Genomic DNA, 17,581 nt, shown 5'->3' on the forward strand with positions numbered 1-17,581 from the left:
GGAGTGGCGGATGCTGTCACGTGTTGCGGATAGTTTGTACTGGATGAGTCGGTATCTCGAACGCGCTGAGCATACAACGCGGCTGCTGGATGTGAATTTGAATCTGATGCTCGATGAGAGCCCGATCAGCGCAGAGCGGCGATGGCAGCGGGTGCTGCAAGCGCTGGGCAAGCCGAAGAATATCGAGTGGACAGGTGAGCCGTATGCGCTGACACAGGCGTTAACCTTCGACACGGAGAACAAGGCTTCCATCCTGTCGTGCATCATTGCGGCGCGTGAGAACTCACGGCATGTGCGGGAGCAGATTTCTACGGAGCAGTGGCATCGGCTTAACAGCCTTTATTTGCAGGTGACCCGGCCAGAGATGCAACATCGGACTCAGTCTGAGGCCTTGGGGGCGGGGATGACGCAGCCTAGCGAGTTCCTGCAGTCTGTGATGGAGGCGGTGCATCAGTTCCAAGGGGTGACAGATTCGACGATGAACCACGGCGAAGGCTGGCAGTTCATTCAGGTCGGGCGGTATATCGAACGGGCATGCGCAACGGCGTTGTTGCTCCAGGCGTACCACATCGACCTTTGGGGACACCCTGAGAGAGTGGCCGACGGCAATGAGTACCTGGACTGGATGGGACTGTTGCGCTCGGCGACAGCGTTTGAAGCCTACTGCAAGGTGTATACGGCGGATCTGACACCGGATCAAATCTTCGAGTTTCTTCTACTCGATGAGGAGTTCCCGCACTCGGTGCGGTTTTCGATCGACAGCCTGCTGTGCGCGCTCGAAAAGATACAGGGAGACAGCGGGAAGAGTCGCGCCGAGGGCTTGCGGCGGTTGAGTGGGCGACTGCAGTCTTCTCTGAGCTACAGCAGCGTGGATGAGATTTTGAGCCTGGATGTGCTGGCGTATCTGAGCAGCATTCAGGCACAATGCCGAGCGATTCATGAGACGATCTACGAGTTGTACGTCGACTATTCCATTCAGGCGGCGCTGGCAGGGTAGATGATCGAGCGGGGACAGACGGCAGCCGACACAGCGGAGCCTATTACCAGTGGAAAGCGGTCACACCTTGTGGACCTTGTGAAAGGTCTTGCAATCCTTTTGGTGGTCTATGGCCATACGGCCCAGGGGGTAGCACATCGGGGCTGGTGGACCGGACCGGGGATGGCATTCTCTGAAGACTTTATTTACAGCTTCCACATGCCCGCGTTTTTCTTTGTTTCCGGGCTGTTTGTGCTGGGCAGCATTCGTCGGCGAGGGGCCAGCAACTACACGCTCGAAAAATTGAAGACCATCCTGTATCCGTATCTGCTATTCGCAGTCATCACGGCAGCGCTCGGCCCTTTGACACGAAGGTTTCAAGTGACGTACTCGCCGTTTCACTGGAAGGCGTTTCTGCTGAACGTCGCGGACGGGAGCGTTAGCTGGTTTCTGTTCACGTTGTTTTTTTGTCTGCTGCTGGCGTTGCTGACGGCTCGCCTTCCGAACTGGCTGCGGTTTTTGCTCGCGGTGGTGGCGGGAATATCGCCGGTCTATGGTTCGTACATCATTGACCGTGTGTTGCGTGAGTTTTGTTTTGTCGCTGCCGGGATGTGGGTTGGGAATCATATTTTTATGCTGGAACGGCTTGAGAAGACGAAGGCCGCGCTTGGACTGGTGCTACTGGGTGGGTTTCAGGTGGTGACGATTTACTTCTATGGCTACGCAGGGCGATGGAACTATATCTTGATGGGTCTGACGGGAACGGCCGCGCTCTTCCTGCTGGCGCGGTTGCTTGAGAAGCACAGGGTGGGCGACGCGCTGGGGTGGCTGGGACGGGCGTCGCTGGCGACCTTTCTGTTGAGCGCGTTTGCGCAGGGAGCGACGCGAGTTGTGTTGTCCAACGTGTTCCATACGAACAATCTGTGGCTTCAATTGTTATTGCCGACGGCGTTCGCGGCAGTTCTACCTGCTATTGTTTGGTATCAGCAGGACCAATGGCGGCTTGGCTGGCTCTTTCACTGGCCGTTTTAGCAGATGCAGCATATCCCGCGAGACCGAAAGGGACAGGCTATGTATTATTCGATTCGCCATCTGACGAAGTTCCTGTACAGCAATCAGGTCAGCGAGAGCATGATGGAGACGCGGATGCATCCGCGGAGCGATCAGAACCAGCGCTGCCTGACGTTTCATCTTTCGGTGAGTCCTCGATGCAGAGTGTTCAGCTATCGCGATCATCTGTCGAATCATGTTCACCACTTCGATATTCCTGGGATGCATGGGCAGTTGGTGATTGTTGCCGAGTCGCTGGTAGAGGTGCAACCGGCGGCTCAGGTTCCGGCGTTTCTGGCGCCGGATGCGTGGACGGACCTGGACGCGATGGTGGAGCAGGGAGACTACTGGGAGATGTTGCTGCCGAGTGAGTTCACCGTGCCGACGCCAGCGTTGGACGCGCTGGCTTTGGAGCTGGATGTGCGGCGCAGAGACGATCCGCTGATGGTGCTGCATCACTTGAATCAGCAGATCTATGAGTACTTCGACTACAAACCGAAGTCGACCAACGTGGACTCTCCGATCGATCTGGCGTTGGGCACCAGGGCCGGGGTTTGCCAGGATTTTGCGCACATCATGATTACGCTGGTGCGGTCGAAGCTGCGGATTCCCTGCCGGTATGTGAGCGGGTATCTCTTTCACGGCGAGAGTGACATGGACCGGTCGGTAAGTTCGGCGACGCATGCGTGGATTGAAGTGTTGATTCCGCACCTGGGATGGGTGGGTTTCGACCCTACGAACTGGCTGGTGGCTGGCGACCGTCATATTCGTACGGCGATCGGGAGGGATTATTCCGATGTTCCGCCGACGCATGGGATCTTTCGGGGTCGGGCGGCGAGCGAGCTGACCGTGGCGGTGCGGGTGACTCCTAGTCTGGGGACTCCGTCTCTGGATCAGGAGCTCCCTGTCCCAGAGGATTGGTCGATTCTGGTTGAGAAGGCGACGCAGCTGCCGGAGCAGCCACCGCCGCCGACTCGCCAGCAGCAGATGGCGCAGCAGCAGCAGGAGAACTCCTAGAGGAGTACCGTCCCCCCCATATTACCTGCGCGTAAGCTGCTTTTTATCATAGACTTACGCGAAGTGTTGGCCGTCAAATTATTCATGGTAAATGGGTTGCGTGCAGATTCCTCCAAACAAAAGGGTTATGGGATTAAAGCAGGGAGCCCCGGTATTTGCCGGGGCTCCTTTTTCTTCCTGTCTCCATTATAGCGATTTGGGCGTAACTAATACGCCACGCGAATCCGCTGGATTGGCGCGGGGTTTGGTGAATTTGGGGCTTGACAGGTTTTTGGGAGACGCGATGTCCTGCCGGACGGGCCCACTGCGCGTGGGGCGGTCACTTCGTGACGGGTATACCGGTCTGGGGGGTATGGAATCCTTGGGGCCTCCCGTTGGTCGGCAGGATCTTCCCTTCCGACCAACGGGAGGAGGAATGCTGCCTGTTGCGCCTAAACCAAGGTATACGCGTCACGAAGTGACCGCCCTCCGCGCAGGAGGCCCTTCCGGCAAGACAGCGCTTTCAGAGGTTGAGCTTCTTGAAGACCATCTCAGGGATGTTGCGGATGATGAACATAATGGGCTGCCACTGGAAGGGGACATAGAGGATGTCCCTGCGCTTGTCGATAGCGCTGACGATAGATTCCGCGACTGAGTCGACGTCCGCAAACTTCTCGCTTTTGGGCATGCCAGCAGTCATTGCGGTCTTGATGGGGCCGGGTTTGATGGTCAGGACAGTGACACCCTCGCGGTCGATGCGATTTCTGAGGCCGCCGAGGAATGCGGAGAGGCCGGCCTTTGAGGAGCCGTAGACGTAGTTGGACTTGCGGCCCCGGTCGCCAGCTACTGAAGAGAGTACGGCAAGGGTGCCGGAGCGACGCTGGACGCAGAAGTTCGCGAGCCAGGTGAGGAGGGAGACGGGAGCGACGAAGTTGGTGTGGAGGATCTGGGCAGCGGTGTTGAAGTCACGCTCTGCTTCGGTCTGGTCGCCGAGGATGCCGTGGGCCAGATAGGCAATGTCCATCCCGGTGAGGGAGTTGACGGCGTGAGCCAGGAGCGAGGGGTGTTGGTCGGTGTCGTCGAGATCGGCAACTGCGGTGTCGATATAGCTGGCACCGCGAGTTTTGAGATCGGCGGCAACGGCTGCGAGCTTTTCGGCGTTGCGCGCGACGAGGAAGAGGCTTGCTCCTTGAGCCGCCCAGATGCGACAGGTTGCTTCGGCGATGCCGGAGGTTGCGCCGAGGACGAGGATCTTGCGGGGAGTCGTGGAGGTCGATTGCGGGGTCGTGCTCATAGCTGGCGGTGTCCGGTCTTATGAATTTGGAGTGACGCGTTCCCAGAAGCTCGAGGTGAGCAGGGGGTCACGGTATTGGGCGAAGTGCTGCCATTGAGGGTAGAAGGCCTGGAACTGAGAGGCGGTCATGGCGGCATCTTTGGCCGGATAGAGGCGGCCGCCAAACTCGAGGGTCATGTCGGCGAGGCGCTGAAAGAGTGGGAAGCTCTTGTCGGGCTTGATGGGAAAGTCGAGGGCGAGGGTGATGCCGGGTTTGGGGAAGCTCATCATGCCGGGCGAGGGGACGTCGCCGAAGGCTTTGAGTACGGCGAGAAAGCTGGCGAGGCCTGATTTGGCGACTTCGCGGAGGATGGCGATGGTTCCCTCTTTGGCGTGCTCCCAGGGGATGACGTACTGGAACTGGAGGAGGCCGCGCTTGCCGTACATGCGGTTCCAGCGGAGGACCTTGTCGAGCGGGTAGAAGAAGGGCTCGTAGTCCTGGAGGGCGACGACACGCTTGTGAATCTGCTTGTGGAAGAAGGCTGTATTGAAAAGGCTGACGGAGACAGCGTTGAGGGCAAAGCCAGGGGCTTCGAAGGGGAAGATGAGTTTTGGCTTGGGGGAGGGTTTGAGGTCGTCTCTACGGGCGGAGTGATCGCCCTGCATGAAGACTCCGCGGGCGAAGTTGCGGCCGGTGGAGGTGACGTCGACCCAACTGACGGTGTACTCGACGTCGCTGGCCTGATTGGTGAGGTCGAGGAACTCGTCGATGCCGTGGAACTGGATGCCTTCGTAGTCGATCTTTCGGGAGACGATGGGCTTGAGGCGAAGGGTGGCCCAGGTGATGACGCCGGTGAGTCCGAGGCCGCCGATGGTTGCGGCGTAGAACTCGGGGTTTTCTGTCGGGGAGCAGAGCATGCGGGAGCCGTCGGAGCGGACGAGCTCGAACTGGGTGATGTGGCGTCCGAAGGTTCCGGCGGTGTGGTGGTTTTTGCCGTGGATGTCGTTGGCGATTGCTCCGCCGAGGGTTACATATTTTGTGCCGGGCGTGACGGGAAGGAAGAAGCCACGGGGAACGGCGAAGTCCAGGATCTGGGCGAGGGTGACACCGGCTTCGGCAGTTAGGAGGCCGGTCTCGGGTTCGAAGTCGATGAGGCGATTCATTGCGGTGGTGACGAGGAGGTTGCCATCCTTGAGGAGGCAGACGTCGCCGTAGCTGCGTCCCATGCCGACGGGGAGTGCACCGTTGTGGAGGTTGGCGGTAAGTGCGGGAAAGTCGCTCTGCCAGTGGAGCGGAAGGAGTTTTGCGCCGTAGGTAGGGTAGCGGCCCCAGGATTCGAAGGGAGATTGCACTGGGGGGGTCGCTTCCTCTGTTGCGGTTGGATCTGGCATAGGGACAGGATACTGGTTCATTGCGGTGGCGGGATTAAAAACGAAGAGGCACAGCGTGTGCCGTGCCTCCTACTGAAACTGCTGTGCGGTTAGGCGGCAGCAGAGGTGCGATTTGCGGCGTGCTTGTCTGCTGCAATCTTCAGGGCTGACTTTGCCTGCTCGGTAAGAGCGGCAAAACCAGCTGCGTCGTTGGCGGCGATGTCAGCGAGGACCTTGCGGTCGAGCTGATTGCCGGCGAGCTTGAGGCCGTTGATGAAGGTCGAGTAGCTCATGCCATTGATGCGGCAGGCTGCGTTGATGCGGACGATCCAGAGGGCGCGGAACTGGCGCTTCTTCTGTTTGCGGCCGGTGTAGGCGAACTTGAGTCCGCGCTCGACGGCTTCCTGAGCGGCCTGGTAGAGCTTGGACTTTGTGAGGAAGTAACCACTCGCACGCTTGAGGATCTTTTTGCGGCGATCGTTGCGTTTTGTACTCCGTTTTACACGGGGCATCTTGCTTCTCCTTTTGCGTACTTCGTTTAAGCGGCTGGAGGTAAGGGTCGCATTCTCGTCTCAATCAGAACTAGTTGGTGCCCTGAAAGAGCTTCGTGAGAACGACGATGGTGGCCTCTTCACTCGCTATGCAACTTCAAGTCTCGGTGGAATCGCTAACGCGCTTCCAGGGGCCGGAACGCTTTGCTGGCCCTTTGCTTTTGAGCGGCTCGACTTGAAAAACTTATGCTTCCCTTATTCCTAAAAACGAAAGACCTTCTTTGGTCTTTCTATCAGGCGTAAGGAAGCATCCGGGCAACCTTGTGATGATCCGCATCCGAAATAAGCGCCGACCCGCCGAGCTTGCGCTTGGTCTTGGTGGCCTTCGAGGTGAGGATGTGGCGCATCTTGGACTGGCCGCGCTTGAACTTGCCGGTGCCGGTCTTATGAAAGCGCTTGGCTGCGCCGCTGTGTGTCTTCAACTTTGGCATGGTGTTCCTGACGAAAACTGTGTTCTGGACAACTTTCTAAGTATATACGAGGGTTGTGACTGCGGACCGATCTTATTTAGGCGGCATTGGGAAGCGCTCGAACCATCGCCGCAAACCCATGTAAATAAGAGACTTGATGTTAGTGGTCATAGGGGGAGATGCTAATTGAGGGCTTTCTCGAAGACCTCAAAGTAGAGGTCGTCACGAAGCGGCATTCCAAAGCGTTGATCGCCGTAGGGGAATGGCTCTGTCTTGCCCGTGCGACGATATCCGCGACGCTCATACCACTCGACGAGCGTATGACGAAGCCAGATCACGGTAATCCTAACTCGTTGCGCTCCACGGGCTTTCATGTAATCTTCGGCATAAGACAGGAGCGTGCGTCCAAGCCGCTCGGCCTGGCGCTGAGGGTCTATGGCAAGCATCGAGAGATACCACACCGCCGGCTCGTCAGTGGACTCAAGCGACACACAGCCTGCGAGAGGGGCGTTGTTGGCGTCACGCATCAAGAGAATGGTGGCTTTACCGTTTGCGAAGGTGTCGGCAAGGATGGCCGAGTCGATCCTCTGCCCGCCTATCACCTTCGCTTCGCTTGCCCATCCAGCTTCAGCGCTTTTGCCTCTGTAGGCATTGTTAACAAAGGTGGCGAGCTCGTCGACGTCAGCATAAGTAGCGGGAACAAAGATCATCTTCAATAATTATGCCTTCTCCCTTTCTGGCTGGAAAAGAAAGCTCTGGTTGAAAACCTATCTCGTCCCGAACAATAAAAATGACCCTCCGAAGAGGGTCATCGTTGGGCTCTCGCGAGCGTTTGTCGGGTAGTTAGGATTACGTGTTCCGTTATCCCTTTGGACCAACGGAGGAACCACCACCACCAGTGCTGCTGCCACCACCAGTGCCGCCACCAGTGCTGCTGCCGCCACCACCAGTGCTGCTGCCGCCGTGGCCGGGGCAGTTACCGCCGTTGCCGCCGTTACCACCACCGTCGTGGTCATGGTCGTGATCATGATGGCACCAGCCGAACCAGGACCACGAGCTGCCGCTATCGTGATCATGATCACAGGCGAAGGCTGAGCTGGAGGTTGTGAGCAGTGAGAATCCAACGATCGAGACAGCGATCAAACGGTTCAATTTCATTGGTTCACCTCGGGGAGTTACGAGCCGAAGCATAACAAGCCGCATGGGTTAGGGGAGTACAACTTTCGGAGCAGCGGCGCTGGTTACCGATGGGCCAGGGATTGCAGTGCGGGACGGATCAGGGCAGGTGCGGGGAGGGGTACAACACCCCTTCCGCGTGCTATACTTAAGACACTGAGAGTCAGGCTAGAACGTGTGTAAAGCGCTGTAACGGCGCGGGTTTTCGCGGATTGCGCGGACACGGGACGGGCTGAAAATCCTGCAACTTCAGCAACCGCTGAACGGAGATACATGGCATCGACTGCAATCCCCACCGAAGGTGCTCTTTTAGAGCTTGAAGCTGGCAAAATCAAGGACGCTCCTGCAAAAGGAAAAGAAGGCGGCGGCTATTCGGCCGAGAACATCACCGTTCTGGAAGGCCTGGCGGCGGTTCGGCTGAGGCCGGCGATGTATATCGGTTCGACCGGCGAGCAGGGGCTGCATCACCTGGTGTATGAGGTGGTCGATAACTCGGTCGACGAGGCCCTGGGTGGGCATGCGACAAAGATCGATGTGACGATCCATGTCGATAATTCGATTACGGTGGTCGACGATGGGCGTGGAATTCCGGTCGACGACAAGGTGATCAACGGCGAGAAGATGCCGGCGGTGCAGGTTGTTCTCACGATGCTGCATGCGGGCGGTAAGTTCGATGCGTCGAACTACAAGGTTTCGGGTGGTTTGCATGGCGTCGGCGTGAGCTGCGTCAATGCGTTGAGCGAAGAGTTTGACGTCGAGATCTGGCGCGATGGTCATGCGTGGGAGCAGGACTACTCGAAGGGTGCGCCGATCAGCAAGCTGCGTAAGATGGGCTCGTCGACGCGCAAGGGCACGAAGGTGCATTTTCTGCCGGACAAGTCGATCTTTACGGTGACGGAGTTCAACTACGACACGCTGGCGCAACGGTTGAGGGAGCTCGCCTTTTTGAATAAGGGGCTGGAGATCCATCTGACGGACCAGCGCACGACGGACTCGAAGACCGGGGAGTACAAGCACCAGGAGTTCAAGTACATCGGCGGGATCGCGGAGTTTATCAAGCACCTGAACAAGGGCAAGGCGGTGCTGCATGACAAGCCGATCTACATGGAGGCCGAGCGGGACAACGTGGCCATGGAGATTGCGCTGCAGTATAACGATGCCTACTCCGAGACCGTGTTTACCTTCGCGAACAACATCAACACGGTTGATGGGGGCACGCACCTCTCGGGCTTCAAGACAGCGCTGACCAGGACGATCAACGCGGCGGGGCAGTCTCTGGGTCTGTTCAAGGACGTGAAGGAGAACCTGAGCGGGGACGATGTGCGCGAAGGACTGGTTGTTGTGATCAGCGTGAAGCTTAGCCAGCCGCAGTTTGAAGGACAGACGAAGGGCAAGCTGAACTCGGATATCGCAGGAACGGTGCAGGCGTTTGTGAATGAGCGGCTGGGTGCGTTTCTCGAGCAGAACCCTTCGGTTGCGAAGAAGATTATCAATAAGGCGATCGATGCAGCGCGAGCGCGTGAGGCTGCTCGTAAGGCAAGGGATTTGACTCGGCGCAAGGGTGCTCTTGATGGCGGCGGACTGCCTGGGAAGCTGGCAGACTGCTCGGAGCGGCAGCCGGATCGGTGTGAGCTTTATCTGGTCGAGGGAGAGAGCGCGGGTGGAACGGCCAAGCAGGGGCGCGACCGGAAGTTCCAGGCGATTCTGCCGTTGAAGGGAAAGATTCTCAACGTGGAGAAGGCCCGCTACGACAAGATGCTGGGGCACGAAGAGATTCGCGCCATGATTACGGCGCTTGGCTGCGGCATCGGCAAAGACGACTTCGATGCGAGCAAGCTGCGGTATGGCAAGTTGATTCTGATGACCGATGCTGACGTCGACGGATCGCACATCCGCACGCTGTTGTTGACGTTCTTCTTCCGCCATATGACGGAGCTGATCAAGCGGGGACATGTTTATATCGCTCAGCCGCCGCTGTATCGCATCAAAAAGGGCAAGTTCGAGCAGTACATCAAAGACGATCGCGAGTATGTGAGCGTGATGGTGAAGCGTGCGTCGGATGGCATGGTGATTCGTTACGGCAAAGACGGCGGCAGGCTCGAAGGCGCTGCACTGACGAAGTACATGGGCCAGTTGAACGACTATCTTAGCTTCTTCGATAAGGTGCAGAAGCGGTTGCGGAATGATGACGTGACGCAGGCGTTCGCTGAGTTGTTTGCTCATGAGGGTAAGGATTCTGTGCGACGCGTGGACTTCGAAACACCGGCCAAGGTGGAAGCCATGCGCGAGCGGCTAGTGGGAATGCAGAAGACCTACCAGTTCAAGAATGTTGGCGACGTCGTGATGGACGAGGAGCACAGGAGCTACTCGGTTAGCTATACCGATGCGCAGGGCGCAGTGAGAACGATTGACTGGGCGCTGGCTTCAGCCCCGGAGAGCCGGCAGATGCTGGCCAAGCATGCACAGATCAAGGAGCAGTTAGTGGCTCCGTTCTTTATCGAGTATGCGACAAAGACCAAAGCGGAGACTGCTGCAGAAGAGGCTGAGGAGATTGCTTCGGAAGAAGGTGTCTCGGAGCTCGCCGCGGCTCCAGGAACGGTGGCAGAGGTAAAGCCAAGCAAGAGAGCGAGCAAGGCGTCTCAAGATCCGGTCGAGAAGAAGACGGCGCGCGAAGTGTTCGAGTATGTGATCGAACAAGGCAAGAAGGAGTATCAGGTTCAGCGGTATAAGGGACTGGGTGAGATGACGGCTCCGCAGCTATGGGAGACGACGATGGATCCCGAGCGACGTACGCTGCTGCAGGTGAAGCTCGAAGACATTGCGGCCTGTGAAGAGATCTTTACGACCCTGATGGGTGAGGACGTAGAGAGCAGGCGCAAGTTCATCGAAGAGAATGCCCTGGACGTGAAGAACCTGGATATCTAGGCTGTAGGTTGGCTCTGGATCGAGACGACGGAGTTGAGCCGCGAATAAGGTAGCTTTATTCGCGGCTCGCTGCCGTGGTGGTGGGCTCCCTGCTGGTCGTGTCGAGTCCGCCGGGCCACCAATTCCAATCGCCTGCAACGCGAAGGAGCGCGGGACCGATCACGATACGAACCAGTGTCGCGTCGATAAATACGGCGACCGCCAGGGTAAATCCGATCATCTTGACTACCAGGAAGTTTCCGAAGGTGAATGCCGCGAATACCACGATCATGATTGCGGCAGCGCTCGTAATCAGGCCAGCGGTTCGAGCCATCCCTTCCGGAATTGCGTCCGCTTCACTCAGCCCGCTCCTCCTGGCTTCGAGAACCCGTGCGACTAAAAACACTTCGTAGTCCATACTTAGTCCGAAAACGATGGCAAAGGCGACGATAGGCACAAGGGGGAAGATACTACCGGTTCCGCCAGGAACTCCCAGCAAGCTACTTCCGCGTCCGTCCTGGAAGACTAAGACCAATGCTCCGAAGGAGGCTGCAACGGAGAGGAGGTTGAGTACGATGGCCTTGACGGCGGCGAAGAGTGACCGGAACCCGCCCAGAAGCGCCAGGAGAGTTCCCACCACTACCAGAGCTGCTACTGACGAAAAGCGGTCCCCGACGATCGTCTGATAGTCGGCGTTGAGTGCCGGGATGCCACCAATGGTTAGCGAGGCACCGGGCACTCCGGTAAGGGTTGCGGCACCGGTCTTGCGGAGCTCGCGCACCCAGTTGACCTGATCGCGCAGGGAGACCGAGGCCGCGGGTAAAACCTCAAGCAGCGCGGCACGTCCGTCAGCACTCAGAAACGTTCGACGCGTCTCTCGCGAAAGACTACTGAGGGACGACCGGTTGCTCTCCGCAATGGACGTGATTGAGATAACGCGGGCGCAACGCGGGTCGCTTGCGAGCTGCTTCGTGAGACGATCGAGCACATTCCACCCTGCGTCGGTCTGCGCAATGGAGTCAGTTGGGAGTTCGAGAACGACGCGCAAGGATTGAACAACGCCGGCTCGATCCATTTGTTCCAGGGTGTGGAGCGCGTGGACAGACTCTGCCGCGGGCGGAAGCCAGTCTCCCCTGGGAACACTGGTATCGAGGTGTGTAGCCTGCCACGCGAGCAGAAGCAAGGGGGTCCCTGCGAGGACAAGTGCAAGCCAGGGATGGGCGACGATCACCCTTCCCCATCTCCGCCAGCGAATTCCCGTACGTGCGGCCCGAGTCGAATCCAACTTTGGAGTAAAGGGCATCCGTCCAAGGTCAATTCGCGAACCGAGCAATGCCAGCACCGCCGGAACGAGGGTATTTGTAAGCAACACACTCAACCCCGCTACGAGGAATCCCGCGATACCGATGGAACGGATTTCGCTGATGGGGACCGTCAGGAGGGCCAGGAATCCGATGGCTACGGTCGAAGCCGAGATCAAAAGCGTACGACCTGCCTGGCGCGCTGCGATGACCGAGGCTGCGGGTCCATCGTGCCCGGCGGAGATGGCTTCCCGGAAGCGGCTGACCATGAGGAGTGCGTAGTCGATTCCCAAGCCAAGCCCGAGCATAGTGGCCAGATTCTGAACCAGAATGGACAGGTGCCAGCGGTGGGCCAGTAAGCCGGTGATCGCCAGAGTGACCGCGATGGCAAGCTGGCCGACGGCTAAAGGAATCAGGGCGGCGACGAGGCTGCCGAATGCAACCAGCAGAAGGGCGAGGGTTGCGGGAATGACGAGGCTCTCGCCGCGGCGCACATCGTCGGCGCTTGCTTTGCGAATGTCGAAGTTGAGTGGGATCTCGCCGGTCAGTTCGAGCTTCACGGCTGGATAACGGGGCCGCAACTGATTTTCAAGAGAGGTTGCAAGGACATGGAGCTTAGGAACGAGCGACTCGACGGGCCCCTCGGTTGACGCGAGTCCGACTAGAACAAACGTTCCGCCTCCCCGACCGAGAAAGATGGGATCACGCAGCTCGAGGTGGGAGACGACTCCGGAGACGCCTGGTTCCTGTCTCAATGCCGCCACAATGGTTGCTAAGGCTTGCTCGCCCTCGTCGGAGTCGGCGGGTGGAAGTCCCTGGATGACAAGGACCACACGGTCAACGAATGGCGAACGAAAACGACTGGCCAACTCCTGCCGGACACTCTCCGCCTCGCTGCCTTCGACGCGGGTTGCCGTCTCCAGATGGCGCTCGGCGTGAAAAGAGAATGGAAGAAGCGCAATGGCGGTGACAAGAACTACCCCGGCCACCCAGAGACGGCGCACATGCATGAGACCCATGATGTCATACAAAATAGCCGGCAGGTAGATGATGTGGGATACTCCGATGGCATCAAAATACTTCGGAGCTCTCATTGAAGTGCCCGGATTTGAATCGAACCCGGGTTTCTCAATCTGCTAAATTGGTTCCGTCTGACTAGGAGGATCAATTCTTAAATTCGCATTGCTCGTACTGCTTGCCGCCTTTCCATCGGGAGCCGCCGATCCCCGCATTGGCTCCTGGACGCTGATCTCCGCGCAGTCCAGCCTGAATCCTCCCAACAGGCTCTCTGTGACAGATGTCCGTGATGCAGTGCACGTGGTGATGTCCGGCGAGACCCATCTCGATTTCACGGCGAAAGCAGGCGGACACGGCGCGCCCGTCCCAGGCAACCCGGGGTTCAATCAGGTCGAGCTGCGCAGGATCGATAAGAGGCAGGCCGAGGTGAAGGAGAAGAAGGACGGAGCCCTCGTGGCGACGGTTCGCGAGAGGCTCTCGAAGGATGGGAACGAGCTTACAGTCACGACCGCGAGTCCGGGCCATGCTGACCAAATCACAGTATGGAATCGGACCGGAGGCGCGAAGACCGGGCGCGACTTACTGGCGGGCGAGTGGACGCAGGATCTCGGCAAGACTCGCTTGCGACAAGGTCTGGCGCTTAGGATTGAGCCGGAGGGAGGTGGCGGGGTTCGTTTTCTGGGTGAGTTCAGCTACACGGCGCGTTTTGATGGGAAGCAGTACGACCTGAAAAACTCGCGCAACGATACCGTGACGCTTGGACTTGTCGATGCTCACACGGTGGATTCGATTTACCGGCGAGACAATCAAGTGACGCAAAAGGATCGGTGGGCGGTCTCTGCGGATGGACAGCAGATGACGCTGTCCACCACGGGCACGTTGGAGACCGGCCAGCAGCTGACCGAGAGGCTAGTGTTCAAAAAGCAATAGCGGGTTATGCGTCCGTGAAGGCGAGGGGTTCAGCGAGCGATGAGGCTGTGCTGAGTTCGCGAGCGGCAACCGAAATGATCCCCTTGCGGTTCATGAATTTCAGAATGCCAGCGACCGTGTCCTCAAGCGACGGATCCGCAATGCCCCACGTAGAGGCATCGCGCGCCTCCTGGTAGGAGGAACTTTCATAGCGCTTGAACTCCATCGCGGAGATGTTGTCCACAGAGCCAACGAGAAAATCCAGCAGGGGAAAGAGTAGATCTTCCTTCCGGCATCTCCGGATCAGCTCGGGAACGAACTCCGAGATGCTGAATATTTCGAACTGCCGCCCGGTCGACTTGGTAATGAGCCCGGTAATGTCGAGCATGTTCGCATAGTCGTCCCGCACCACGTGGTAGGTTTTATTCGCCGTGCCGGGAGTCGTGGAGATCGCAACGATATTGTTCGCGACAATATCCGCAGGAACGAAACTCACCTGGTTGAGAGCATCGACTCCAATGCCGTGATTGACCATGAATGCTACCAGGCGAACGGCGATGTCGAAGTTGTTGCCTCCGCCCGAAACCGAGGGACTGACGAGAGCGGGCCGGAAGATGCGAGTGGAGAGCCCGCGGCTGCGCGCGTCCGCAACAACTTGCTCTGCTACCCATTTGGACTGGCTGTATCCAAAGTCGAGAAGCTCCATATTTTTGTTGAAGTCGGTCTCATACAGGACCGATTTGACAGCCCATCCAAACACGAAGGTTGTCGAGACGTAGTTGAATTCTTTAGACCGTCCTTCAAACGCAAGTCTCAAGACCTCGTTGGTTCCCATCACGTTCGCGTCACGCATGCGGTCGTAGTTGAACAGGTAGTTCACGGTCGCACCGTTGTGGAAGACAGTGTCGATTTCACTGGCGAGGAAATCCCAGACATCCTGCGTCAGGCCGAGCATTGGCAGCCCGAGATCGCCGCAGATGGGAATGACGCGAGCCTCAAACGTCTGCATCAGCCTGGCGGGGCAGGGTCCCATCGTTTCCATCGCCGCACGCAGACGTTGCCTGCCCTGGACTTCGTCGGAGGACCTGACCAGAACATAGATCTTCGCGCGCGTCTGTTCCAGCAGGCTCTTCATGAGGAATGGTCCAATGAAACCGGTCCCCCCGGTCAGGAGCACATGATTCGGAACCGGTATCTCGGGCAAAGGTTCAGGCACCGGAGGGGTGAAGATGAGATTCCTATCGTTGCTCATCATCTCTTTTTCCGCCGCACGCTGGCCATCACGGAAGGCTGCCAGGGAATGACGCAGATGAACGAGTGCCTCTTCGGGCGCACTCTCCAACTGTGCCGCCAGTCGAAACAGATCAGCGACGCTGACCTGTTGAATGACTCCGATATCGACCTGCCGGGCCAGCATGTCTGCGCCCTTTTCCTTCAGAAGCTCCTTGAGCTCATGCATGAATACCACGAGATCCAGGGAGTCGAGCCCCGCTTCTACCAGGTTGTACGACTCCATGCCTGTCAGGTTGTAGCGGGCCTTCAGTTCGTCAAACGAAGACTGCACGCCGGAGCCGGACTCGCACGACCCGGCGTCCTTCTCCCGCGAAAACTCGGAGAGAACGCTGAACTCACCTTGCAGCCACATGTGTTTGGTCTTGTGGCGCATGATCTTGCCTGAACTCGTTCTCGGGATCGCGCGAGGCGCGATGAAGGAGATCAACGCGACTTCCACGTTGAGATAGTTGCGGACCGCAGCGGCGATCTTTCGCGCATCTGGAAGAGACTTAGGATTCTTCACTTCGGCCACGATTGCCAGCGCTGGCTCGCTGTCTTCGTGAATCTGGAAGGCGGCGATGCAGTTGTTCCGGATCAGGCCCGACGCTCTCTCGACGACGTTCTCGATATCCTGCGGGTAATGGTTCTGTCCGCGAAGGATGATCATGTCCTTGATGCGGCCGCAGACGAAGAGTTCGCCGTCATGGAAGAATCCCATGTCGCCGGTCCTGAGGTAGCCGTCGTCATAGGGGCTATCATCCACGAGCCGCGCGCGAAACTGCTTCAGCGTCAGCTCTGGATTGTTCCAGTAACCGAGGCACTTGCCGCGTCCTGCGATCCAAATCTCACCGATGTGACCGGGCTTCAGAGCGACGTGTTGTTCCGGATCGACGATCTTGACGTCCATACCCGCGAGCGGAGTTCCGCAGCTAACGATCTGCGTTGCTCCGTCGATCTCCGAAACCTCTGTCGTCATGCGCGCCTTGCCCAGTGCGAGGGCACGCTTGTTGACGGAAACGATTGTGCGGCCGCCGAGCGAAACCGCAAGAGTGTTCTCAGCCAGCCCGAAGGCGGCATAAAAGCTCTCTGACTTCAGCCCGTAGGTCTCAAACGTCTCTAGAAAGCGTGTGAAGGTATCCGCTTTTACGGGTTCAGCAGCGCACATCAACACTCGGAGGGAGCTGAGATCGCACTCTTTCAGGCTCTCCTTGGAGAGTCTCCCGGCGCGAAGGCAATAGTCATAAGCGAAGTTGGGAGCCGCCGTCGCCGTCGCCCGATACGCTGTGATCGTGTCGAACCACAGGATCGGCCGCTGAATGAAGTCCATGGAAGAGAAGCCGTAGGTGGTGCCGCCTCTCAGCGCAGGATAGAGATAGCACCCGATCAGACCCATATCGTGATACTGCGGGAGCCAGGATACGACGACCGGGTCATCATGGTCGATCACAAGGGGACAGGTGTCGAGGATGTTTTCGTGCGTCACCATCACACCCTTGGGCTCCATCGTCGACCCCGACGTGTACTGGAGAAACAGTACCTGCGAAGTCTCGAAGAAAGGTTCGTTCGGAATTCTATCCACGAACTCTTCGGTGACAATCCACGGGAGACCGGAGATGTAGTCGACGTCGACGCCGGATGCCGAGACCCCACTGCGGGTGAGATTTGTCTTCAGAGACGCGTGGTAGTCTGCGCTGGTCAAGATCCCGGACGCCTGGCAATCCTTGGCGATGTGGACCATCTTGTACAGTGCGCTCTGGAAGCCACGAGAGCTTGGAGGATAGACCGGCACGGGGATCAGTCCGGCGCGCACGCAACCGAAGAACGCGCAGATCATCTCGAGCCCCGGCGGGTAGGCGAGCAGGAGCCGGTCCTGCGCCGCGAAACGACCTTCCCTTAGCAAGTGGCCGGCGATTGCCTTTGTCCGCTCGATAAACGACCCGTACGAGTAGCATTCGATTGGGCTGCCGTTCAGGTCAAGGTACGAATAAAGGAGTTTGTGTGGGTGTTCCTCTGCCAGCCTATCCAGTTGATCTAAGATCGACGCCATAAGAGATCAGCAATACCCCCGAGGTTAAATAGCAAAACTCAGTACGCAAAACACTAAACTTATCGCTGCTCCCCAGTGTCCTGGTCAGGTGAAAGATGACTGAGTCTCGGAGTGCGGAATTACAGTACGGCCGAATGTAAGAACAAAGGCATTAAACATTCTCTGCCTTGGCATCGTTTGATCCAGTTGCCTTATGTTAGCAGAGCTACAAAGCAATGCGGCAAGTCTCTGATTCCAGGAAGGGGGGGCGCCCCAAACCTGCTACCCCTAACCCAAATTTGCTTGATTGTCCCCGGATCTTCACGCTAGTATGAAGGTTCGACGT

The 17,581-nt window shown here is 58.0% G+C and carries 13 protein-coding genes; 5 read left to right on the forward strand and 8 right to left on the reverse strand.

Annotated features, from left to right (window positions below; genetic code table 11):
* Positions 1–10 precede the first annotated feature (10 nt).
* From HDF12_RS20375 to HDF12_RS20385, 3 genes are read left to right on the forward strand one after another with little or no spacing between them, the layout of a single operon-like run.
* Complete coding sequence (locus HDF12_RS20375; RefSeq protein WP_179586424.1) at positions 11–997, forward strand: alpha-E domain-containing protein; 987 nt, start codon at positions 11–13, stop codon at positions 995–997.
* On the forward strand, positions 998–2,008 hold the full coding sequence (locus HDF12_RS20380) for an acyltransferase family protein (RefSeq protein WP_257025751.1): 1,011 nt from the start codon (positions 998–1,000) through the stop codon (positions 2,006–2,008).
* Positions 2,009–2,047: 39 nt separating this feature from the next.
* Complete coding sequence (locus HDF12_RS20385; protein WP_179586428.1) at positions 2,048–3,043, forward strand: transglutaminase family protein; 996 nt, start codon at positions 2,048–2,050, stop codon at positions 3,041–3,043.
* 502 nt (positions 3,044–3,545) lie between these two features.
* Here HDF12_RS20385 and HDF12_RS20390 read toward each other — a convergent pair.
* The 6 genes from HDF12_RS20390 to HDF12_RS20415 form a co-directional block, all read right to left on the reverse strand.
* The gene (locus HDF12_RS20390; RefSeq protein WP_179586429.1) at positions 3,546–4,316 is read right to left on the reverse strand and encodes an SDR family oxidoreductase; all 771 of its coding nucleotides are present in this window, start codon (positions 4,314–4,316) and stop codon (positions 3,546–3,548) included.
* 18 nt (positions 4,317–4,334) lie between these two features.
* Entirely contained in the window at positions 4,335–5,687 is a 1,353-nt protein-coding gene (locus HDF12_RS20395; RefSeq protein WP_179586431.1) for an FAD-binding oxidoreductase, read from the reverse strand.
* 89 nt (positions 5,688–5,776) lie between these two features.
* Positions 5,777–6,178 (reverse strand): 50S ribosomal protein L20, encoded by a 402-nt coding sequence (rplT, locus tag HDF12_RS20400; RefSeq protein WP_179586433.1) that lies wholly within the window; start codon positions 6,176–6,178, stop codon positions 5,777–5,779.
* A 272-nt stretch (positions 6,179–6,450) separates the two neighbouring features.
* Positions 6,451–6,648, reverse strand: coding sequence for a 50S ribosomal protein L35 (gene rpmI, locus HDF12_RS20405; RefSeq protein WP_158790949.1), 198 nt, complete (start codon positions 6,646–6,648; stop codon positions 6,451–6,453).
* A gap of 161 nt (positions 6,649–6,809) precedes the next feature.
* Complete coding sequence (locus HDF12_RS20410; RefSeq protein ID WP_179586435.1) at positions 6,810–7,337, reverse strand: GNAT family N-acetyltransferase; 528 nt, start codon at positions 7,335–7,337, stop codon at positions 6,810–6,812.
* A 57-nt stretch (positions 7,338–7,394) separates the two neighbouring features.
* Positions 7,395–7,655: a hypothetical protein gene (locus HDF12_RS20415; RefSeq protein WP_179586437.1), complete on the reverse strand. Its 261-nt coding sequence runs from the start codon at positions 7,653–7,655 to the stop codon at positions 7,395–7,397.
* A gap of 421 nt (positions 7,656–8,076) precedes the next feature.
* On the opposite strand from HDF12_RS20415, the gene gyrB reads away from it, so the two are divergent.
* Positions 8,077–10,728, forward strand: a complete 2,652-nt coding sequence (gene gyrB / locus HDF12_RS20420) for a DNA topoisomerase (ATP-hydrolyzing) subunit B (protein WP_179586439.1) — start codon at positions 8,077–8,079, stop codon at positions 10,726–10,728.
* Between the two features lie 55 nt (positions 10,729–10,783).
* On the opposite strand, the gene HDF12_RS20425 is transcribed toward gyrB, so the two are convergent.
* Positions 10,784–13,102 (reverse strand): MMPL family transporter, encoded by a 2,319-nt coding sequence (locus HDF12_RS20425; RefSeq protein ID WP_179586441.1) that lies wholly within the window; start codon positions 13,100–13,102, stop codon positions 10,784–10,786.
* An 88-nt stretch (positions 13,103–13,190) separates the two neighbouring features.
* Here HDF12_RS20425 and HDF12_RS20430 point away from each other — a divergent pair, with 88 nt between their 5' ends.
* A complete protein-coding gene (locus tag HDF12_RS20430; protein WP_179586443.1) occupies positions 13,191–13,955 on the forward strand; it encodes a hypothetical protein in 765 nt (254 codons plus the stop codon).
* Positions 13,956–13,959: 4 nt separating this feature from the next.
* Here the strand turns inward: HDF12_RS20430 and HDF12_RS20435 are convergent, their stop codons facing one another.
* Positions 13,960–17,256, reverse strand: coding sequence for a thioester reductase domain-containing protein (locus tag HDF12_RS20435; RefSeq protein WP_179586445.1), 3,297 nt, complete (start codon positions 17,254–17,256; stop codon positions 13,960–13,962).
* Positions 17,257–17,581: the final 325 nt, after the last annotated feature.

It is taken from the genome of Tunturiibacter gelidiferens, from assembly GCF_013410115.1.
Classification (GTDB): domain Bacteria; phylum Acidobacteriota; class Terriglobia; order Terriglobales; family Acidobacteriaceae; genus Edaphobacter; species Edaphobacter gelidiferens.